19 protein-coding genes are annotated in these 21428 nt (G+C 65.5%); 8 read left to right on the top strand and 11 right to left on the bottom strand.

The window, feature by feature from the left end; translation table 11 throughout:
- Window positions 1–2: 2 nt before the first annotated feature.
- Both EPN33_13040 and EPN33_13035 read right to left on the bottom strand, forming a co-directional pair.
- Window positions 3–2105 (bottom strand): hypothetical protein, encoded by a 2103-nt coding sequence (locus tag EPN33_13040; GenBank protein TAN21532.1) that lies wholly within the window; start codon window positions 2103–2105, stop codon window positions 3–5.
- A 6-nt stretch (window positions 2106–2111) separates the two neighbouring features.
- Entirely contained in the window at window positions 2112–3122 is a 1011-nt protein-coding gene (locus tag EPN33_13035) for a hypothetical protein (protein TAN21531.1), read from the bottom strand.
- A 156-nt stretch (window positions 3123–3278) separates the two neighbouring features.
- On the opposite strand from EPN33_13035, the gene EPN33_13030 reads away from it, so the two are divergent.
- From EPN33_13030 to EPN33_13015, 4 genes are read left to right on the top strand one after another with little or no spacing between them, the layout of a single operon-like run.
- A complete protein-coding gene (locus EPN33_13030) occupies window positions 3279–3794 on the top strand; it encodes a DUF892 family protein (protein TAN21530.1) in 516 nt (171 codons plus the stop codon).
- 32 nt (window positions 3795–3826) lie between these two features.
- Window positions 3827–5053: a glycogen synthase gene (gene glgA / locus EPN33_13025; GenBank protein ID TAN21529.1), complete on the top strand. Its 1227-nt coding sequence runs from the start codon at window positions 3827–3829 to the stop codon at window positions 5051–5053.
- Window positions 5054–5059: 6 nt separating this feature from the next.
- The gene (locus tag EPN33_13020) at window positions 5060–5827 is read left to right on the top strand and encodes a type III pantothenate kinase (GenBank protein TAN21528.1); all 768 of its coding nucleotides are present in this window, start codon (window positions 5060–5062) and stop codon (window positions 5825–5827) included.
- A complete protein-coding gene (locus EPN33_13015) occupies window positions 5824–6462 on the top strand; it encodes a hypothetical protein (protein ID TAN21527.1) in 639 nt (212 codons plus the stop codon). The genes EPN33_13020 and EPN33_13015 overlap by 4 nt, the downstream gene beginning before the upstream one ends.
- On the opposite strand, the gene EPN33_13010 is transcribed toward EPN33_13015, so the two are convergent.
- The 3 genes from EPN33_13010 to EPN33_13000 form a co-directional block, all read right to left on the bottom strand.
- Window positions 6442–7299 (bottom strand): site-specific DNA-methyltransferase, encoded by an 858-nt coding sequence (locus tag EPN33_13010; GenBank protein TAN21526.1) that lies wholly within the window; start codon window positions 7297–7299, stop codon window positions 6442–6444. The two genes, EPN33_13015 and EPN33_13010, sit on opposite strands and share 21 nt — an antisense overlap.
- A 92-nt stretch (window positions 7300–7391) precedes the next feature.
- Window positions 7392–8828, bottom strand: a complete 1437-nt coding sequence (locus tag EPN33_13005) for an adenosylhomocysteinase (protein ID TAN21525.1) — start codon at window positions 8826–8828, stop codon at window positions 7392–7394.
- A 33-nt stretch (window positions 8829–8861) separates the two neighbouring features.
- Entirely contained in the window at window positions 8862–9359 is a 498-nt protein-coding gene (locus tag EPN33_13000) for a hypothetical protein (protein ID TAN21524.1), read from the bottom strand.
- A gap of 475 nt (window positions 9360–9834) precedes the next feature.
- On the opposite strand from EPN33_13000, the gene EPN33_12995 reads away from it, so the two are divergent.
- Window positions 9835–10848: a folate-binding protein gene (locus EPN33_12995; GenBank protein TAN21523.1), complete on the top strand. Its 1014-nt coding sequence runs from the start codon at window positions 9835–9837 to the stop codon at window positions 10846–10848.
- A 3-nt stretch (window positions 10849–10851) separates the two neighbouring features.
- Here EPN33_12995 and lon read toward each other — a convergent pair whose 3' ends face one another.
- From lon to EPN33_12975, 4 genes are all read right to left on the bottom strand, one after another.
- Window positions 10852–13305 (bottom strand): endopeptidase La, encoded by a 2454-nt coding sequence (gene lon, locus EPN33_12990; protein ID TAN21522.1) that lies wholly within the window; start codon window positions 13303–13305, stop codon window positions 10852–10854.
- A 77-nt stretch (window positions 13306–13382) separates the two neighbouring features.
- Complete coding sequence (locus tag EPN33_12985) at window positions 13383–13934, bottom strand: hypothetical protein (protein ID TAN21521.1); 552 nt, start codon at window positions 13932–13934, stop codon at window positions 13383–13385.
- On the bottom strand, window positions 13934–15415 hold the full coding sequence (locus EPN33_12980) for a hypothetical protein (GenBank protein TAN21520.1): 1482 nt from the start codon (window positions 15413–15415) through the stop codon (window positions 13934–13936). Before EPN33_12980 ends, EPN33_12985 begins: the two co-directional genes overlap by 1 nt.
- A 14-nt stretch (window positions 15416–15429) precedes the next feature.
- Window positions 15430–16062, bottom strand: coding sequence for a peptidylprolyl isomerase (locus tag EPN33_12975; protein TAN21519.1), 633 nt, complete (start codon window positions 16060–16062; stop codon window positions 15430–15432).
- Between the two features lie 155 nt (window positions 16063–16217).
- Between EPN33_12975 and EPN33_12970 the strand changes: the two genes are divergently transcribed.
- Window positions 16218–17066, top strand: coding sequence for an alpha/beta hydrolase (locus EPN33_12970; GenBank protein ID TAN21518.1), 849 nt, complete (start codon window positions 16218–16220; stop codon window positions 17064–17066).
- Here the strand turns inward: EPN33_12970 and EPN33_12965 are convergent.
- On the bottom strand, window positions 17063–17467 hold the full coding sequence (locus EPN33_12965) for a hypothetical protein (GenBank protein TAN21517.1): 405 nt from the start codon (window positions 17465–17467) through the stop codon (window positions 17063–17065). The two genes, EPN33_12970 and EPN33_12965, sit on opposite strands and share 4 nt — an antisense overlap.
- Window positions 17468–17635: 168 nt before the next feature.
- Window positions 17636–18826, bottom strand: a complete 1191-nt coding sequence (locus EPN33_12960; protein TAN21516.1) for an acyltransferase — start codon at window positions 18824–18826, stop codon at window positions 17636–17638.
- Between the two features lie 9 nt (window positions 18827–18835).
- Here EPN33_12960 and EPN33_12955 point away from each other — a divergent pair, with 9 nt between their 5' ends.
- Entirely contained in the window at window positions 18836–20377 is a 1542-nt protein-coding gene (locus EPN33_12955) for a hypothetical protein (GenBank protein TAN21515.1), read from the top strand.
- Entirely contained in the window at window positions 20374–21414 is a 1041-nt protein-coding gene (hemE, locus tag EPN33_12950; GenBank protein TAN21514.1) for a uroporphyrinogen decarboxylase, read from the top strand. Before EPN33_12955 ends, hemE begins: the two co-directional genes overlap by 4 nt.
- Window positions 21415–21428: the final 14 nt, after the last annotated feature.

Raw genomic sequence — 21428 nt, 5'->3', positions numbered from 1 at the left:
GCTTAGGCCCGCATTCGCATCACCGCGGTCTCGGCGCCGGCCGCCGCTTCCAGGCGCCACAAGGGCCGCGCCGGATCGCAGGTCTTTGCCGGCGCCCGATTCACCACCAGCGCCAAGTTGCGCCCGCCCGCAGCTTCGAGCACATCGAGGCCGCGCCGCAGTTGGCTGGCGGGCGTCTGGCCATAATGGCTTACCACTAGCGTGCAATCCGCCAGCGCCGCCCAGAGGCTTGCTTCTGGCCCCGTTAAAACCGGAGGACCGTCGATGATCACCCAGGAAAATCGAGCTCGGGCCGCTCGCAGCAGATCGTTTCCGGCCCCGGCGGCCAGTGGCAGGCAAACCTCGCTTCGCCGCCCGGCGGCGATAAAGTGCAGATTGCCCTCCGCGTGCAGCACGCTCTCCACGCTGGCTTGACCGGTCAGTAGTTCGCTCAGTCCCGGGGCGACGGTCGCGTGGAAGCGTTCGTGCAAGGCCGGCCGGGCGCAATGGGCATCGAGCAACAGCACCGAGGGAACCTGCTGCGCGAGCTGTGCGGCCATTTCCAGTGCCAAATCCGACTTGCCTTCCCCCGCACCGGTGCTGGTGACCAAGGCTATTGCGACCCCGCTTTCGTTTTGCGCCAGCAGCAGTGAAGTGGTGCAGCGCTGAGCTACCGGCGCCACGGCCGCGCGGAGGTCGAGGTGGCGGGAGCGTCGCGGCAAAACGTCCGCCACCGGTACCCCCATCTCCTCTGCTTCCGGAAAGCGCAGGCGATCATCGGTCCGATCCTGCCACCAGACCGCGCTCAGCCCCAACGCCAGGCCCAGAAGCAGCGCCGCCGCCAGCGTCGAGGCCAACCGCGGGCTCACTGGCTGCGGCAGCGCCGCCGCCGGATCGCTCACGAGCAGCGCCGGCGGTGCGGCTCCGACAGCATTCGCCGCCTGCTGCAATTGCTCGAGCACGCCGGAGTAGACTTGCTGCCGCGCCGTCAGACTGCGCTGCGCCAGATCAAAACGCGCCAGCTCGGTTCGCAACTGCATCTGCGTGCCGCGCTGGCGCGCCAGGGCCGCACGCAGGCCGTGCAGTTGCTGTTCGACTGCGGCCAGGGCTTGGTGCTCGCGCTCGCGATGTTCGCGGCGCAGCGCGGCCAGGCTGGCGTCGAGTGAGGCAAGTTGCTGACGCGTCTGCCGCAGCGGCAGCGCCTGCGGCCGGTATTTTTCCCCCAGCTTCTCTACCTCGGCGGCCAGTGTGGCCCGCTGCGCCAGCAGATCTTTCGGCACGCCCTGGGTGGCATAACTGGAATCGGCAGCGCCCGAGGAGGCGTGCTGGGCGATCGTCGCGGTCTGTTGCAGCGCCGCGATTTCACCGCTCGTTTCCGCCGCGGCCAACTGCTGCCAGCGCTGGCTTGCGACCTGCATCTGGTGTGCGGGGTCGCTCAGGCCCTGCTGCCGCGCGACGGCGGTCACTTCCTGGGTGGCCGCCACCACCGCCGCGCGCGCCTGCCCGGCCTGCTCGCTCAAAAACTGCACCCGTTCCAGGGCCGCGGACCGGGCTTCGGCCGCCTTCCGCCGGTCGTAGGCTGCGATCATTTGCTGCACGAACGCCGTGGCTAACTGCGGGCTGGGGGCCGTGAAGCTAAGCTGGATCACCTGGCTGTCCGGCAGACTGGCGACCCGCAAATGCCGCCGCAGCGCCGCGACGCGTTCGGCACGTGAGGGCGGCAGGGGCCAATGCCGTGCCAGCCACGCGGGATAGCGGACCGGCGCCGGCAGCAGACCGGCCGCCTGCGGTCGTAGCGCCTGCGCCGCGCCCGCGACTACCGACCGCGCCGCCAGTTCCTGCGCTGTGGTCGAAGGCAGCGGCAGTAATGAAGCCATCTCCGGCTTCGCTTGGGGCGAGACTTGCGGCTCGACGCTGGCTTCCGCCTGATACTGCGGCCGGGCGCAAATCTGAAACGCAACTCCCGCCGCCAGCACCAAAGCCATGATGGCCGCCAGCGTTCCCCAGCGGCGGCGCAGCGCCCGGCGCCATGCCGTCCCGGGCGCGATCGCCTCGCGGCAGGTGTGCAGCGCCGGCTTGGCGCTGGGGCGGCCGAACAGATCACGTTGCATGGGCGTCAGGGGCATAGCGTCCTATTGACACACCAGCTTGCCGCCAGGGCCGATCGTACAGGGAGGCGTACTCGCGGGAGCGGTTGCGAAGCGTGGCGTCCAGTGGAAAATGATCACGCCTGCGATGATCTGCGCGACGGTGGTGGCCGCGAGTTGGAAGCCGGCGGCCAGGCCCGATTTGCCGGGGCTATAGGGGATATAGACCAGATCGAAGGGCTGCAAGCTGGGATCGGCGGCTTTAGCCTCCCGCACCCGGTCTGTGTTCACCCAGCTTGTGTGCAGCGTTCCGCCGGGCAGCCGGTGCACAATGCGGGTGTGACTGGTCAGGCTGTCGTGGCGCGCGCCCCCGGCCAGCGCCAGGGCTTCGAGCAGCGTCAGGCCGCTTGGAGGCAGCGGGTAGGCGCCGGGCCTGACCACATCGCCGGCGATGTAGACTTGTCCGGCAGGCAGCACCTGCACCATGTCGCCAGCACGCAGCGGCAGCGTGGCGGCGCTGCCGCCTCGCGCCAGCGCTTCCACCGGAATTTTGACGCCTGCGCTGCCCCCCGGTGGCCGCACCAGGACCTTATCGCCCGCGGCGCTGCGCACGACGCCGCCCGCGGCCGCCAGCATCGCGCCCAGGTCGGGATAGGTGCGCGCGGAGTAAACCCCCGGCGAACGCACCGCGCCGCTCACCGTCACCGGTTCGGGCGCGAATTGCTTCACCAGCACTTGTACTTGCGGGTCGCGCAAATACGTCTGCTGCAGGCGCGCCGCCAGCTTCCGTCCGGCCTCGGCGGCGGTATCTCCCTCAAGCCGGATGGCGCCGACTTCCGGCATGGCAAAACGTCCGTCAGCCGCCAGGCGCGCTTCCGTGCTCAGCTCGGGCGCGCCGGTCACACTGACGGCAATCAGGTCCCCCGGCTCAAGCCGCTGGGCTGCAATCGGCGGCGTGTCCTCCTGCACCGGCAGCGTGGCTTGTGCCGGCGCGGTTGCCGCCAGCGCCAGCGCCACGGCAATCGGGAGTGCATGATGCCAGAGTTGATGGGGCACCTTGCTAGCATCGACAGCTCATGAGAGAAACGCAATCAGCGTCGATGGGGGTACGCGCGTCCCGCTTTGAACCTTTCCGAGGGGTGCCGGCGGCAACAGCCGGGCCCATCCCGGCATCCGATTGCCCGTTCCCATTTCACCCAAGGAGCTAGCGCCATGCCCGTTTCCAGCAGCGAACACGACCGCTACATTCTGCATTTGAACCACGCTCTCGCCATGGAGAGTGCCCTGGTGGACCATCTGGAAAAACGCGCCGCCGCGGTGCCCAAACCCGACGTGCGCCAGCAGTTGCTGCGTCATCGCGATGAAACCATCCAGCACCGCGAGGCGGTTCGCGACTGCATCCTGTCACTCGCCGGTGAGGCCACGAGCACCAAGGCCAGCGTGCAGGCGCCGATTACGCCCGGCGTGCTGGGCAAAGTGATGACCGCGCTCGAAAGTGAAAAGGAAGATAAGCTGCTGATGGACGCCTTGGCCGATTTCGCCGTCGAAAATTATGAAGATGCCGTCTACGCTGGCCTGAGCCTGATTGCGCGCAACCTTGGTTACCCGCACCACGCCACCCGCTTCGAGGAGATCCGCAAGCAGGAGCGCGCCATGGCGGATTTCATCTCCTCGCATCAGCCCGACGCGGTACGCGACGCCTTTCCGCCGATTGCGCAGGCGGCGTAGGCCGCCAGCAAGCGCATGGTAAGGTGAAACACATGCGCGTTGCCCTGTTCACCCGCGAGTATCCTCCTCACATTTACGGTGGCGCCGGCGTCCACGTCGACTATCTCAGCCGCGAATTGGCGCGCAGCATCGAAGTCGAGGTGCACTGCTTCGGCGAGCAGCACAGCCGCTCCGGCAATCTCACGGTCGTTGGCCATGAGCCGTGGAATCGACTGACCACGGAAGAAAAGTTTCGCGGTGCTCTCGAGGCGCTCAGCGTGAATCTGGATTCCATTCAGCGCCTGCGCAATGCCGATGTGGTGCACACGCACACCTGGTACACGTCCATGGCGGGCTTCTGGGCCAAAAAGCTCTACGGCATGCCTTTTGTGCTCACCACCCACAGCCTCGAACCCCTGCGTGCCTGGAAAGCCGAGCAGTTAGGCAGCGGCTATCAGATGAGTTCGTGGATGGAAAAAACCGCAATCGAGAGCGCCGATGCCGTCATCGCCGTTTCCAACGGCACCAAAGCTGACATTCTGCGCGCCTACCCGGCGCTCGATCCCGCGCGCATTCACGTCATCTACAACGGCATCGATCTGGACGAGTACCGCCCCGACGTGGGAACTCAATATCTCGATGCCTTTGGCGTCGATCGCTCGCGTCCCTATATTCTCTTTGTCGGCCGCATCACACGCCAGAAGGGCGTAACCCATCTGGTGGACGCCATCCACCACCTGCCCACCGACACCCAGGTCGTGTTGTGCGCCGGCGCGCCCGACACCCCCGAAATTGCCGGAGAGATGCGCGCCAAGGTCGAGGCTCTCCGGCGCACGCATCCACGCGTGCTCTGGATCGAAAAGATGGTGAGCAAGCCCGAGGTCATTCAGCTCTACAGCCACGCTGCCGTGTTCTGCTGCCCCTCGATCTACGAACCCTTCGGCATCATCAACCTCGAAGCCATGGCGTGTGAAACCGCGGTGGTGGCCACCGCGACCGGCGGCATCAAGGAAGTCGTGGTGCCCGGCGAGACCGGCATTCTCGTTTCCGTGGCGCAGGACCCGGAGACCAACGCCCCGCTCGATCCCGCCACCTTCGCCCGCGATCTCGCTACCGCGCTGGCATCCCTGCTGGCCGATCCGGCGCGGCAGCAGGCCATGGGCCGCGCCGGCCGCGCCCGCGTCGAAGCCATGTTTTCCTGGCGCGCCATCGCGGCCCAGACCGTCGAGCTGTACGAATCGCTGGCCGGGGAGCGAGAAGTTGCCGCTGTGCGACAATGAGTGCCAGTGTTACTGGCGCTTGATATTGGTAACTCCAACACCGTCATCGGCCTGTTCGCCGGCGAGAAGCTGGAAGCTTCCTGGCGCCTCACCACCGCGCGGCATCAGACCGCCGACGAATTCGCTCTGGCGCTGAACGGCTTGCTGGCCGCGCATGCTGTCGCGCCCGCACGCATCACCGGTGCGATCGTGGCCTCGGTCGTGCCACCACTCGACGCCAACGTGCGCGCGGCGCTGCGCCGTCAGTTTGGCCTCGAAGCACTTTTCGTCGGCCCCGGCCTCAAGACCGGTATGCCCATTCACTACGACTCGCCCGCCGATGTTGGCGCCGACCGTATCGCCAATGCCATCGCCGGCTTCGCCGCCCACGGCGGCCCGCTGATTGTCGTGGATTTTGGCACCGCGACCACCTTCGACGTGGTCTCCGCCCAAGGCGAATACCGCGGCGGTATCATATGCCCTGGATTGGCCATTTCCGCCGAGGCCCTCGTCAGCCGCACCGCCCGCCTGCAGCGTGTCGAGCTCCGCGACCCCGGCCGCCTGATCGGCTCGACCACCGTCGGCAGCTTGCAGTCCGGCCTCTACTACGGCTATCTCAGCCTGGTGGACGGCCTGATTGAGCGCCTGCTCGCCGAGCTGGGTGCGGCCACCAAGGTCATCGCCACCGGCGGTCTGGCGGCGCTCATTGCCCCCGGCTCCCGCCATCTCCGCACCTGCGACGAGAACCTGACGCTGACCGGCCTCCGCCTCCTCTGGGAGCGAAATCATCCGTGAGCCCGCTGGCGCTGCCCGAAGCGCTCGAGGGCGACGGCTTCAACCGCCGAGCCAGCATCCCCTTCGGCCTTACGCCGGAGCACGTCCGCGCCGCTATGCAGGATTTCCTTGACTTCCTAACCGCGGTCGATTCCCAGCTTCATAGCCGCGGCATGATAAGCCTCGAAAACACAATGATGCAAGCCAACTTCAGCAGTTTAGTTGGGGAGCTGATCGCCAACCAGATACCCCGGTATTGCCCGACACTGGCCCGGAACGTTTATCACAACGGCCATCCCGACCTCCTGCCAGCGGGGAAATACCTAGGCGATGCAGCCCAACATGCCGGAGCCAATGGCATTGAGATTAAGGCGTCCCGCTATGCTCAGGGTTGGCAAGGACACAACGCCGAAGATGCCTGGTTGATGGTGTTTGTGTTCCGTAGCGGCCGCAACGGCCCGAAGCTCTTGCCCGGGCAGGGGTTCAAGTTCCTGCTGGTTGCGGGTGCGCTCTTGTCCAAAAGCGATTGGCAGTTTTCGGGCCGCTCGAGCACGAGCCGCCGAACCATCACCGCGAGCGTCAAACCGGCCGGCGCTGCCCGAATGACGGCGAACTGGATCTATAAGTGCCGCGAGCTACGCGAGCGTGAGCGATAGCTGATCCTGCGGTACAACCAGGTTCGCCAGCCTCGTAATGTTGTCCGGGGCGGCCTGGTAAAATGCAGCACTCCGCTCGATGCCGATGGATCCCACGGCGAGTGCGTTGGCAGCGGCCAGGGTTGACCCGGACCCCATAAACGGGTCAAGGATTGTCCCAGAGCCGCAGGGGAGCGATGCGAACACCAGCGCGCGCAGCAGAGCCTGTGGCTTTAGACTGGGGTGGTTGGCCAGCGCGCGCTCCTGCGCTGAAGTTCGCCCTGCCTCGATCACGTCTGCGAAGGGTGATCCATCCTGGAGTCGCCGGAGGCCTCCAGTTCCGTATTCACTGAGGCAGTCCGAAAGGCGCATTCCTTTTGGCATGGGCTTGCGCAAGATGCCCCAGGGCTCGTAACTGCCGCGCGGCAAAGAACACACATCCGGGAACTGCTCCTCTGCGTTTTTCGGCCGGTCGCCGCCGCGCAAGGTTCGTACAATTCTCACCAGTTGACCACGGAACTCCAGGCCCCCTTCCACCAGCGCCGCGTAGACCAGTTGACACAAAAACGAATTGGTCGCGATGAAAACATGCCCCCCGGGCCGCAGCACATGCGCCGCCGCTGCGGCCCATTCGGAAAAAAAAATACTGATCTCGCGGCGCTCTTTGGCGTTCAACGCCGTAAACCGGGGCAGTGGCTGGCGGTTCGCGCCGTCAAAGCTGGGAGGAATGCGCCAAATGCCTCCGGTCTTCGCGGCCCGCTTCTCCAGTTCGGCCGATTCATACTCGCGCAACCCGTAGGGCGGGTCGGTCACGATGGCGTGAATCGAGTGTTCCGGCGCGTGGTGCATCCAGGCCATGCAATCCGCATGGACCAGGAGCGCTCGCCCCACCTGTTGATGAGGAAAGCCGCCCGCCGGAGGTTCGGTGTGCGAGGGCACGTTCTGCCCGCTCAGTAGCGGTAGTGATCGGGCTTGTAGGGGCCGGTGACGGGCACGCCCAGGTAGTCGGCCTGCTGGGGGGTAAGGGTGGTCAGGCGGACGCCGATTTTTTCCAGGTGCAGGCGGGCGACCTCTTCGTCGAGCTTCTTGGGCAACGTGTAGACGCCGGGCTTGTAGGTGTCGCGGTTGCGCCACAGATCCAACTGCGCCAGCGTCTGGTTGGAGAAGCTGTTGCTCATCACAAAGCTCGGGTGCCCGGTGGCGCAGCCCAGATTCACCAGCCGGCCTTCGGCCAGCAGGAAGATGCTGTGGCCGCCGGTGAACTGGTACTGGTCCACCTGCGGCTTGATGTTGGTGCGTTGGGCGTCGGCGGCGGCGTTGAGCGCGTCCACCTGGATCTCATTGTCGAAGTGGCCGATATTGCAGACGATCGCCTGATCCTTCATGTGGCGCATGTGGTCGACCGTGATCACCTCGCAGTTGCCGGTGCAGGTGACGTAAATATCGCCCCGGCCGAGCGTGTCCTCGACGGTGGTCACCTCGAAGCCTTCCATGGCCGCCTGCAGCGCATTGATCGGGTCCACTTCGGTGACAATCACCCGCGCGCCAAAGCCGCGCAGCGATTTCGCGCAGCCCTTGCCCACATCGCCGTAACCGCAAATGACGGCCACCTTGCCTGCCACCATTACGTCGGTGGCGCGCTTGATGCCATCGGCCAGCGATTCGCGGCAGCCATAGAGGTTGTCGAACTTCGACTTGGTGACGGAATCGTTGACGTTGATGGCGGGCACCAGCAGCGTGCCCGTCTCCTGCATTTTGTACAGGCGGTGGACGCCGGTCGTGGTCTCTTCCGACACGCCGCGCCAGGCTTCGACGATCTTATGCCAGCGCCGCGCATCTTCGCCGTGCACGCGCAGCAGCAGGTCCTTGATCACTTTTTCCTCATGTGAGGCAGAAGGCGACTTGACCCAGTCCGAACCGTTCTCCAGCTCGTAGCCTTTATGGATCAGCAGCGTCATGTCGCCACCGTCGTCCACGACAAGCTGGGGTCCCAGCCCATCCGCGTGCGACACCGCCTGGTACGTACACCACCAGTAGTCCTCGAGGCTTTCGCCCTTCCAGGCGAACACCGGCACGCCCGTCAGCGCGATGGCCGCGGCGGCATGGTCCTGGGTGGAGAAGATATTGCAGCTTGCCCAGCGCACGGTGGCGCCCAGCGCCCGCAGCGTCTCGATCAGCACCGCCGTCTGCACTGTCATGTGCAGCGAACCGCTCACGCGCACGCCGGCCAGGGGCCGCTCGGGCGCATACTTGCGCCGGATCGACATCAGGCCGGGCATTTCCTGCTCGGCAATGGTGATTTCCTTGCGGCCCCAATCGGCGAGGCGCAGATCGGCAACTTTATAATCCCCGGCCGCAGCCGGCTTCGAATCCAGTACAGTGCTCATTCAGGTAGTGTAACCGTGGTTGCGGTTAACGCGCTAGGCGGCCACGGCGTCGCGCAGTTGCAGCCGCGCTTCATGGATCAGGCGCGCACAATAGCCGGGGTCGAGGTCGAGCCAATCGGCCAGCACCGCCGGCGGATAGCCCTCCAGCTCGTGGAGCAGATAAAGCAGCCGTTGCCCCGCCGGAAGCTGCCGCACCGCCTCGCGCAGCCGCAGGCCGGATGGGGGCGCCGCGCCACCGCCACCGGCAGCAGCAGCGTCGCTCGCGAATAATCCCCGGAAATGAACGGCGAAATGCGCGACCAGCCGCTCCCCATCCATGATCTCTTCCCTTAGACCGTGGCCGCTGTCGGCGCCCCGGCAGGCGTCCAGGAAGATATTGATTTCCATCCGTCGCGCCCGGTTCGCATCGCTCAGCATCCAACGGCACAGGGTGTAAATGCGCCGGCGCTGGCGTTCATATTCGGATTGCAGGAATTGTTCGTGAATACAGCCGCTGAGCGGCTCCAGTTGTAATTGTGTGCGGGTCGCCATCCCAACTCCTCTCGGCACCGTTTCTCGCGTTGCCTTTTATTCTTGCCCGGTTCCTGTGTAGCTTGCGCTTTGCCTATATCCTTGCAACTGAAACGCCACCACGCCGGGGCCTGGGCCAAATGCCCCCGGGCGGTGGACACCCACCGTGGATGCCCGGCGCTGCCGTGAGCGCCAAATGCTATGAATAAAGGAGATGCGGCGCTTCGTGGCCCGTCCTTGGGTGCGCTGCGCCGCTTCGCGAAATTGCTGTCCAGGAAAAGTCGCGGTAAAAACTACCTCTCGCGGAGAAGATGTCATACTGCTGCCCGTTTCAAAACGATCCCGTGCCCTCGCACTCCGTGGTTAAACTCAACATAGCAGAGGATTTCAATTTAGTTCGCCGCTCCCAAAGGCGGAATCTGGGCTGTACCGGCGAATACCAGCAAGTAGGCAAGGCCTTGCCGGTTTTGTCTCTCTCAGGCACGCTAGAAGAGAGATGCGTACTACTCCGCTTGCCGCTTCCGGCCAGGTCGTAACGCCCTATCGCGGCGGCCAGATTGCCGCCGTCTCCTCACCTGGCCTGGAATTTCACCCCTGGCCGGCCGGGCAACTGCTGCTCTATGACGCGAGCTGGCGCGCCGTGCTCGCCCTGGAAGGTCCAGAGGCGCGCAAGTGGCTAAACGGCATGATCACCACCAATGTGCGGGATCTGGTGCCGGGTCAGTGGGCGCCGGGTTTTCAGCTTGACCCCAAGGGCCACATTCTGGCCAGCCTCGACCTGGTCTGCACCGCGCCCGATTCCTTTTTGCTGCTCACCGATGAGGCGCAGCGCGAAGGCCTCGAACAGCGCCTGCGCCGCTTTGTCTTTATTTCGAAGCTGACGATCGAGGATCGCAGCGCCTCCTGGTCGGCGCTTCGGCTGCGCGGCCCGCGTGCGGCCGAGATAGCAGCAGAGGCTGGCTGGTGCGCTCCCGCGCCCGAGCCGCAGCAGGGGCTCGCGCATCCATCCGGCGGCTGGACGCTGGCGAGCGCGCCGGCGGGCATACCGCAACTCGAATTCGTCGCGCCCGCCGCCGCCGCCGCCGCTCTTTGGGAGCGCCTGCAAGCACTCGCGCAGCCAGCGGGGCCGGCCGCTCAGGAACGGGACCGCATTTTCGCCCGCCAGCCTCTGTATGGGGTTGACATCTCTGAAGCCGAACTGCCGCAGGAAACCGGCCAGATGGATCACCTCAGCTTTACCAAGGGGTGCTATATCGGGCAGGAGATCGTCGAGCGCATCCGCGCCCGCGGTGCCGTACACCGGCATTGGAGCGCCTTTGGTTTTGCGGCGCACGTGGCGGCCGGCGCTGCCATCGAATCCGAGGGCCGCGCCGCGGGCAAAATCACCAGCGTCGCACCGCCCACACAGGACAGTGCCGACACGAAATATTTTGCCCTGGGCTACATCCGCGACGCCACGCCAGGGGCGGCTGTCACCGCTGCAGGCGTGAGCGGCCAGCTACTCGAGTAGCGCTCAGGCACGCGAGCGCGCGGCCACCGGATCTTTCGCCGTCTCTGCGCCGCTCGCCGCGGGCGCCTTGGCTTCGGGCGCGCGGGCGGGGCGGTCCGACTTGGGCAGGGCCCACTCCAGCACCTCGTCCATGGCCCGGACGTAATGCAGCTCCAGGCCGTCGAGCTGCTCCGGCTTCAGGTCCTCTTCCACGTTCTGGCGGTTTTCCGCCGGCAGCACGATGTGCTCGATGCCCACGCGCTTGGCGGCCAGCAACTTTTCCTTGATGCCGCCAATGGGCAGCACATCGCCGGTGAGGGTGATCTCGCCGGTCATCGCCAGCTTCGGCCGGACGGGCTGATTGAGCAGCAGTGAAGCCAGCGCCGTCGCCATGGTGATACCCGCCGAGGGACCGTCCTTGGGGATGGCGCCCGCGGGCACGTGCATGTGGATATCGTGCTCTTTGAAGAAATCCTCGGCCAGCCCGAGCGTGGCCGCATGCGAGCGCACCCAGGTGAGGGCCGCCTGCATGGACTCCTGCATCACCTGGCCGAGATGGCCGGTCATGGTGAAGCCCTTGCCGCCGGGCATCTGATTGGCCTCGATGAAGAGCACATCGCCGCCGGTCGGCGTCCAGGCCAGGCCCACGGCGACGCCCGGCCGGCGCGTGCGCTCGACCACCTCGACTTCGTCGCGCACCTTGGGGCCGCCGAGAAACTCGCGTACAATCTCCGGCGTCACCGGCAGCTTCGCGCCTTCGGCGCCCGCGGGAATTTTGCCCTCGGCAATGCGGCGCGCGTACTTGCGGATCAGGCTGCCGATCTGGCGCTCGAGGCTGCGCACGCCCGCCTCGCGCGTGTATTGCCGGATGACGCGCTGCACCGCCTCGTTCTGGAATTCCAGCCGCTGGGCGTCCACGCCGTTCTCCTTGGCCTGCTTGGGAATCAGGTACTTGAAGGCGATGTGCAGCTTCTCTTCTTCCGTATAGCCGCTCAGCTCGATGATTTCCATGCGGTCGCGCAGCGGCTCGGGAATGGTATCGAGCATATTGGCGGTGGTGATGAACAGCACGCGCGACAGATCGAAGGGCACGTCCAGGTAGTTGTCGCGGAAGGAGAAGTTCTGCTCCGGATCGAGCACCTCGAGCAGCGCCGAGGTGGGATCGCCGCGGAAGTCGCGCCCGATCTTGTCCACCTCGTCCAGCATGAACACTGGATCGTTGGTATCCGCGCGCCGCAGGCCCTGAATGATCTGCCCCGGCAGCGCGCCGATGTAAGTGCGGCGATGACCGCGGATTTCCGCCTCGTCGTGCACGCCGCCGAGCGATAGCCGGAAAAACTTCCGCCCCAGCGAACGCGCAATCGAGCGGCCGAGCGAGGTTTTGCCCACGCCCGGGGGGCCGACGAAGCAGAGGATCGGCCCTTTCATGGTGGGGTTCAGCCGCCGCACCGCCAGATAGTCGAGGATGCGGTCCTTGACTTTTTCCAGATCGTAATGATCCTCGTTGAGAATGGTGGCGGCCTTGACCAGATCAATCTCTTCAGCCGAGCTGCGCGACCAGGGCAGTACCGCCAGCCACTCGACGTAGTTGCGCGTCACCGAATAATCCGCTGCCGCCGGCGACATCTTCGAGAGCCGCTGCAGCTCCTTCATCGCCTCCGTCTTGACTTCGTCCGGCATGCCAGCAGCTTCAATTTTCTTGCGCAGCTCCTCGGTGTCGCGCTGGGACTCATCGCCCTCGCCCAGCTCCTTCTGAATCGCCTTCATCTGCTCGCGCAGGTAGTACTCGCGCTGCGACTGCTGCACCTGATCCTGCACTTCGGTCTGGATCTTGGAACGCAACTGCTGCACTTCGAGCTCGCGCACCACGTGCCGGTTGACCTGCTCCAGCCGCAAGCGCACGTCGGGGGTCTCCAGCACTGCCTGGCGCTCCGCGGTCGGCAGCGATGGCAAATTGGCCGCCACAAAGTCGGTCAGCCGCGCGGGATCGTCGATGCTCGCCACCAGGCTCTGCAGCTCGTCTGACAAGGTGGGCGATAGCGCCACAATCTGCTGGAACACGCTCACGATATTGCGCTGCAGGGCTTCGGTTTCCGAATCCACCGTCGCCGGCTGATCCTCGACCTGCTCCACCTGCGCCCGCAGGAACGGCTCCGACTGCTGCCAGTTCAGCACCCGCGCCCGCGTCAGCCCTTCGGTGAAGATGAACAGGCTCTGGTTCGGCAGCCGCACGATCTTGTGCACGATGGCAATGCTGCCCACGGTGTGCATATCGCTGGGCTGGGGGTTATCGATACGCGCATCCTTTTGCGCCAGCACCAGAATCAGCTTGTCTTCCCCCAGCGCGTTGATCAGATTGACCGAAGACTGCCGTCCCACCGTCAGCGGCAGCACCGCATGGGGGAACAAAATCGTCTCGCGCACCGGAAGCACGGGGATCACGGCGGGAAAATCGGGGAGGCGAACCGAGGTAGCCATAGTTGATTAGAGTATATGCATGAAATCTGATAATAGCAAGCGCAACTACAAACGACTTATCTAGGGGTTATGACGCCTCAGCCTGCCGGCGTGATCAGCAAAAATCGGGTAACGTTATCCGCCCGATCACCGATGCCATGTTCTACCACTCTGGCTCCATAAGTGGTTGCTGCCAAAGCACCGGCAATGGCGGCCGTGTCGTGGCGCAGGTTGGCTTCACGAACACTGCCGGCCGTGTCAAAGAACGGCTCTGCCTGCCACTCCGGATGCCGCACCAGGAACCGGCGGCACTGCGCTAGCGCCACCGGATGGGAAATCAGGCGGTGAACCCCGGCCAAGGCGGTGTGTACCGGCACGATCAGGCACTGCTCGATAGGCAGCGTGTGCTCGCCCAGCGTCCGGACGCTGCTGGCCGCCAGCAGGCGCTGCACCGGCCCAATCGCCCCAACCAGAGAGTTCTCGACGGGTACAACTGCCCGCTGCGTCCGGCCGCTCGCGAGCGCAGCAAAGACGTCCTCAAATGAGTGGCATGCAAGCAGCTCGGCTCCTGGCTGCAGGATGGCGGCGGCGGCGGCGCTAAAGCAGCCGGCGATACCCTGAATCGCAACCGGCATCGCCATGGTTGCCATCAGTGCGGCTGCGCCTCCCGGGCGGCGAGGGCGCCGACCAGCGCCACACGCGCCAGAACCAGCGGCTTGAGCAGCGTAAATTGCGCGCTTTCGGCGTGGGCTGCGGTTGCGGCAAAATCCACGCGCGCCGCTTCGCTATAGGCCTCCAGCACCGCTGCGCCGGCGCGGCCGGCGTCCTGCGCGATACCGGCAAGGGCGTCGGGATCGCCGTTCAGGTAGGCGGCGTCGTCGCTGCGGGCCTGGCGGTCGGCTTCGTCGAGGCAACTTTCGAGCAGCGCGGCGGCATCTTCGCGGTCGCCCAGCTCTTTTTCCATTGCCGCCACGCGCACCGCCTCGGGCAGCGCCACCGGCCACAAACTTGCATCGAGCATACCGCTCGCCTGTCCGGCGAGCGCCAGCGCGCCATTGGGATTGCGATGCCGCTGGCTTTCGGCCTCGTGCACCAGTTTCCGGAATTGCTGCCACGCCGCTGCCTGCGCGGAGCGATCGGCGTCTGCGGCTGCATCGGCGGGAGGCGGAAGCTGCAGTTGGAACCGCCGCCGCGGTTGCAGCCCAAAGCGCCCGCGGAATTGCCCGCCAGCGCTCAAATCCATCTGCGGCCACTGCTGCGCCCACTGCGCAGCTTGGAGCGGATCGAGCAGCCGGAGCACCGTGAGCAGGCCGCGCGCTGCGGTGTACGTGGTTTGCGAAAGCGTCAGCGGCCCGGTGCGCAAGCTGCTGAGTTGCGCCGCAATGGTGCTTTGGAGTTCCTGGTCCAGTTCCGGTTCCTTGCGATGTCCGGCCAGCAGAAACGGCACCGCGGCTTCGATGCGGCGGGGGTCGGTTTCCTGCTTCGCCCATTGGTAGCCGCCCTGCACCAGCAGCATTTGATCCAGGCCGGGATTGTCGGCCCGCCGCAGGAGTGCCGCTACGCCCCGGTAAGGGAAGGCTCCGGTCACGCGCTCGCACTCATCGACCAGCGCCGCGAGGGCATCGAGCCTCTTCTGTTCGCTTGTCTCTGGCGCGTGCGCCCTCGCCATCGCCATGATGAGCTGGCTGTAGAGCGGTTCTTTGGGTACATCGGCGGAGCGCGTCAGTTGCAGGGCGGCGACGGCCTCATCGTGCCGCGCCAGCTCGGCCACGGCTTCCTGCTCGACCTCGGTTTTGACCTGAACGCGCGCCGTATCCAGCACCGGGTCGCCCGTCCCCGACGGCAGCGCCAGCGCTATCGCGAACGCGGCGCGGAAATCGCTCAGCGCCGGCTGGTCCGCGCCGGACGTCTCGTGCCGGCGGCGCCGCCCCGGCCCCAACTCATCGCGCGCAATCGCGCTCAGCATCGCCGGCGCCAGCAGACTCGGAACCGATGCGGTTGCCTGCCGCGCCTGTGCCAGCAACTGCACCACCAGCGGGTCCGGCTGTGCTGGGGTCGTTTCCGGCTTCTGCGCCGCGGCGCAGAGGCTCAACGCCAGCAAACAGCAGAGCGCAACGCCGGTGCGAAGCATGGGTGGCGCCTCTCTTAGGGGGCGGTGGTGGCGGTCCGGTGGATGGTGATCTTTATGATATGGACCGGCGTGAGAGGACGATTGTCACTCCCGTCGCGCGGCACCTGGCTGATGGCGTCGGCCACGTTTTGGCCGCTGATCACCTGGCCAAAAATAGTGTAATTGCCATTCAGCGAAGGATAGGGCGCCACGGTAATGAAAAATTGCGAGCCGTTGGTGTTGGGGCCGGCGTTGGCCATGGCGAGCCGCCCGGGGCGGTCGAAAGTCAGGTCGGGCGAAACTTCATTGGCGAACGCGTAGCCGGGAGTGCCGCTGCCGTTGCCCAGCGGGTCCCCCCCCTGAATCATGAAATTGGGGATCACGCGATGAAAGGTCAGACCGTTGTAGAAGGGCTTGCCGGCTTCGATTTTACCCGTGCGCGGGTTGACCCACTTTTGCGTCCCCTCCGCTAAGCCGATGAAATTACCCACCGTCAGCGGCGCCGCCTTGGGAAACAGTTGCACCGTAATCGTCCCCAAATCCGTTTGAATAGCGGCGGCGAAATTGCCGGGCGGAGCGGGTTGCGGCCCTAAATGGGGGGAGGAATGACAGCCCGCCAGGGTTACGGCCGCCACAACGGCCCCAAACACCAATGCATGTACGCGCATGCTGAAATTTTAGCCCGCTTTACGCAGCCGCGCCTAGAGGCGCAGACATCATATGCAGGGGGCGGCGAGACGGCTCCCCCCATGACATTTTTTTTGGTTGTACTGGCCTCCGGGCACGTTATGATGTAGCCGCTGGAGGCTGGAGTCCACCACCGATGCAGATAAGACGCGAACGGTATGGACAACTCAATTGCCTGACCGCGATTCCGGACGGGCCGGAGCAGTCTGCGCCCTTGCTGCTCGTCCACGGCCTGGGCGGCGGGATCTGGGGCTGGGAGCCGTTTCAAGCCTGGTTTGCCGAGCGCGGTTTTTGCAGTTACGCCCTCGAGCTGCCCGGTCATGGCGAGGATACCGACCCGGCCACGGCTCAGCGCATGGGCACCTACAGTGTGGAGAGCTACGCGCTCTGGGTGGCGGCGGCCATGGCCGAAATCGGCCGCAAATTTGTCATCGTCGGTCACAGCATGGGTGGTCTGATTGCGCAGAAACTCGCCGAATCCCACCGGCAGCCGGGCTATGTCTTTTTGGCCAGCGCGCCGCCCTGGCACATGTTCCGCCGGGCATATGGCTCCATGTGGCGGCATTTGTTGCGCCATCCCTGGAAGGAAGTGGTGTGGCCCATGTGCGGCGGCTCGGTGGTGCTGGATGCATCGCTGCAGGACCGGTTGGTCAACAACCGGCTGACGCCTGAGGTGCGCGCCGACATCGCGCACCGCGATGTACCCGATTCCGGCCGCGCTTCCATGCAGATGGCGGTCGGTCTGGTCAGCGTCGATGTGCGCCGCGTCACATCGCCCTGCCTGGTGATTGGCGGCAGCGACGACCGGTTGATTCCGATCAGCGAGCAGAAGTGCTTGTCAGAATTCTACAAATGCCCGCTGCAGGTCTACGATTGCGGCCACATGCTGATGATTGAAACTGGCTACGAAGCCGTCGCCGGCGGCATTCTGTCCTGGATTGCCGAGCTGCAGGGCAAGCCCGAAACCGCTGCCGGCGCCAGTTAACTGAGTACACGCGCGCGCTGTTGCACCAGTTGGCCGTATTCAATATTCGACTCGTCGGGCAGCAGCACCCAGAGCGTGTAAATTCCCAGCGCCGTTCCGAAGGGAATATTGATCAGCCGGATGATGCCCAGCACGATGGCCAGCATCCGCGCCCAGCTCTGGGCCATCAGCAGGCCCGCGCCGGCGATGATCGTCAGCACGGAATAAATCAACAAGGCCGTGCCGAGACCGCCCATCAGCGGTCCCAGAAAGTGCGGCATACCGCTACTCCAGGGGCCACCCCAGCCCCAGTCCCAAGTGTTGTTGAAACTGGAAAATCCGATCAGGACCAGTCCGCCGGGCAACCCGATTACTCCCAGGACAATCCAGAGCACGCCCAGAATGTTGCGATGCTTGGTCACGCGGCCCACTGCCGATCGCGGCGGCAGCCCCGGCGCCGCTAAAGCCGGCGCTGTGACTGCCGCCTTGCCACAGTGCGTGCAATAGGCCACGTTGGCATCTAACCGCGCCCCACATTGATTGCAGAACATAGTTCTTACCTCGTCCCACCGCCTCTACTTCGCAGCATATTACGATAATTCCGTTCCTGCCTCTACTGTACGTATCGGCCGCCGCGCCGGTTCACGCACATGACCAATCGCAGGCTTCCAATGGTCTTTGAGCTGCAAAAGCGGGCTTTCCAGCCAGCGCCAGGAGGCCGCGGCCACCAGCAGTGCCAGTGCCAGGCTGATGAGGTCGCGGCCAAACACCCCGGCAACGCTGCCGTTTAGCTGCAATCCCCACCAGGTGGTCGCCGCGGCGCCTACCAGAGCCAGCGCCGGATAGTGGATCAAATACGTGGTGTAGCTGACGGTGCCGAGCTGGCGCGCGGGCCGCAGCCGCAGAAAACGGCAGAGCGGCGCGGTGCTGCCCGCCCGCAGCACCGTCCAGCCGATCAGTCCGGCAAAGGCGATGGCGAGCAGCGAGTAGCCGAAGGTGGCCATCCAGAGATTGCTGCGCGAGCCGCCGGTGGCCAGCGCCAGCAGCGCGAACGCTCCGCCTGCGCTCAACCCCACCCCGCGCAGCCATTGCGGCAGCTTTTGGAGGTTGCTGCGATAGCGCAGTAGCAGCGCCAGCGCCGCGCCCCAAGCCAGACTATCGAAGCGCGCCGGCAAGAACTCATATTCCGGAAACGCGTGCGTATGGATCGCGAAGCGCAGGACTGGCGCGGTGAGGATCACGGCGGCCAACAGCGGCCACAGCCGCGCCGGCCGCACCCAGCGCACCACCGGCGCCCACATCAGATAAAACAGCTCTTCAATCGACAGCGACCACAGCACCGCCAGTCCGGCATAGACAAACACCGGCGCCTGGAACAGCCAGCCATGAAAATAGGCCACCACGCTCGACAGATACAGGGCGTGCATCGTCCAGTAGGTCCACGACTGCGGTCCGCCCCAGGCCACCGCGGCGAGCAGGTAGATGACCAGCAGGCAATAGTAGATGGGAAAAATGCGCAGCGTGCGGCGCGCGTAAAACGTCGAGAAATAATGCGGCCGCTCGCGGCTGGCGAGCAGAATCGAGGTGATTAAAAACCCCGACAGGACGAAAAACAGATCGACGCCCGCCCAGCCCAGGCCTGTGATCGCGTTCTTCCAGACCGTGCCGATGGTGTAGTGAAACGAGATGACGGCCAGCACCGCAATGGCGCGCAGGCCGTCCAGTTCCGCGATTCTGCCTTTGTTTTGCGGTGATAAAGCCAACTTCGTCCAAGGTATCATTGAACGTACATGCCTGATTTGGCGGTAGCTTGGAGGAGCCCTGAACGCCAGCGGACGGGCCCTGCCGGGAATCGAAGCCCGCACTCCAAGCGACCATCGGGAGCGACCAGGGCAAAAAGTGGCGAGCCACTGTCCACGGAAGACTGGATCTCCAGGGCATGGAATCCCGCGCAATTACGCCGTTTGGGCCGCGCTTTCAGCGATCTGGCGGTGGCGGAGCTGTGCCGCGGTGGCGGCCCGGTGCTGGCGCCCGATTTTCTCAAGCGCACGCGCTCGCTGCTGCGCAGCGCCCGCGGCGGCGCCGAACGCGCTCCTGGCTGGCTGCGGGAATTGTGCGCCGCCAGCCTGCATCAAAGTCATCCCCGCGCCATGGCGCAGCAAATCTGCGCTCCGGTGCCGCTCGCCGCGCTGGCCGAATCGGTTGTCGCCGCGCTGAATCAGAGCATAGCGGTGTGGGAGATGTCACCCGCGGCGACGCTGGTCGACCGGGAAGTCATGGGCCGCTTCAAGAAGCTGCTCGGCTATCCGGATTCCGCCGAAGGTTCGCTGACGCCAGGGGGCAGTTTCGCCAATCTCACCGCGCTGCAAGCGGCACGCGCGGCGCTGGCGCCGGAAGCCTGGGAGAGCGGCGCCACCGGCAAGGTTGCCATTCTCGCGGGCGTGCAGACGCATTACTCCGTGGCGCGCGCCGCCGGCATCATGGGCATGGGTACGGCCTGCGTGTTTCCGCTGCCGCTCGATGCCGCCTTCCGCACCGATGCCGCGGCGATTCCGGCCGTGGTGCGGCGCGCGCGCCGGGCCGGTTACCGGCGCTTTATTCTGGTCGCCACCAGCGGCTCGACGCCCTGTGGCAGTTTTGACGATCTGGAAGCCTTCGCCCGCGCTGCCGCGGCCCTGCGACGCCAGCGCGGTACGCGCGTCTGGCTGCATGTGGATGCGGCGCACGGCGGCGGCATGGCCTTTTCGCCGCACCTGCGCCGCCTGCTGCGCGGCATCGAGCAGGCCGATTCGATTGCCTTCGATCCGCACAAAATGATGTTCATGCCGCTGACCGCGGGTGCGGTTCTGGTGCGCGCGGGTGTGCGGTTGCGGGGTGCGTTCGAGCAAAACGCACCGTATCTGTTCAGTCCGGTGCGGCGCGAGATCCCCGATGTCGGGCCGTTCACGCTGGCTTGCTCGCAGCGCTTCGAGGCCCTGAAGGTATGGCTGGTGTGGCAGGCCTACGGTCCGCGCTTTTTCGCGGCGCTCACCGAAGCGGTCTGTGCTGCGGCCGACGCTGCTCATGATTACTGCAGCCGCTCACGGATTCTTGAGCCGGTACATCGCCCGCAGGCCAACATCTTCTGCTTCCGCCTGCGCGGCAAATCCAGCGATGGCCGCCATTGGGCGATTAAAGAAGCCCTCAACGCCAGCGGACAGGGTTATCTCAGCTCGACGGTGCTCGACGGCGGCCGTTGCTTCCGCATGGTGGCGATGAACCCGCGCTCCCGGCGCCAGGACGTCATCGCGGTGCTGCGTTCGGTCGAACGGCTGGCAGCGGAGCGCGCATGACCTCCGCGGAGCGTTTCCGAGCCGCCTGTGCCGGGCAGCCGGTCGACCGGCCGCCGGTGTGGCTCATGCGCCAGGCCGGACGGTACATGCCCGAGTACCGCGCCGTGCGGGCACGCTATTCGCTGCTCGAAATCTGCCGTACGCCGGCGCTCGCCGCTGAAGTCACGCTCACCGCCGCCCGCAAGCTGGGTGTCGATGCCGCCATTATCTTCGCCGACCTGCTCCTGCCCGCGGCACCGCTGGGTCTGGAGCTGGAATTCGTCGCCGGCGAAGGTCCGCGGCTTGCGCCGCCGGTGCGCACGGCGGCCGATGTGGCGCGGCTGCCGGAAGACTGGCACGGCGCCCTGGGCTTTGTGAGCGAAACCATCCGGCTATGCGTGGCTGATGCTGGACCGGATTTGCCGGTGCTGGGCTTTGCCGGCGCGCCGTTTACGCTCGCCAGCTATCTCATCGAGGGTGGCCCGTCGACGCAGTTTCTGCACACGCGCCAGCTCATGCGCGAAGCGCCTGCTGCCTGGGATGAGCTGCTGCGCAAACTAACCTCGGGTCTCGCCGGCTTTCTGGCCGAACAGGCCGCGGCTGGCGCCGCAGCGGTGCAGTTGTTCGATAGCTGGGTGGGCACGCTGCCGCCGGAGGATTATCGCCGCTGGGTTTTGCCGCACAACCAGCGTCTGGTGCAGGCGCTACGTCCGGCCGGCATTCCTGTGATTTATTTTTCCACCGGCACCTCCGGCTACCTCGAACTACTTGCGGAAACCGGCGCGGATGTACTGAGCCTTGACTGGCGCGTGGAACTGCGCGAAGCCTGGCGGCGGCTTGAGCCTCTGCCGGGGCGGGTTCCCGCCCTGCAGGGCAACCTGGACCCCACGCTGCTGCTCGCGCCTTTGCCGGTTCTGCGCGCCGCGGTGGAGGATCTCCTGCGCCAGGCCCGCGGCCACAAGGGCTTTATTTTCAACCTGGGCCACGGCATTTTACCTGCCACGCCGGTCGCAGCCGTGCAAGCGCTGGTGCAATGGGTTCGCGCGGCCGCCTGCTAAACTGAAGGTTTCTG

This window comes from Acidobacteriota bacterium (assembly GCA_004299485.1).
Taxonomy (GTDB): domain Bacteria; phylum Acidobacteriota; class Terriglobia; order Terriglobales; family SCQP01; genus SCQP01.
The sequence above is the reverse complement of the archived record's forward strand: the minus strand, read 5'-3'. Positions and strand labels throughout refer to the sequence as shown.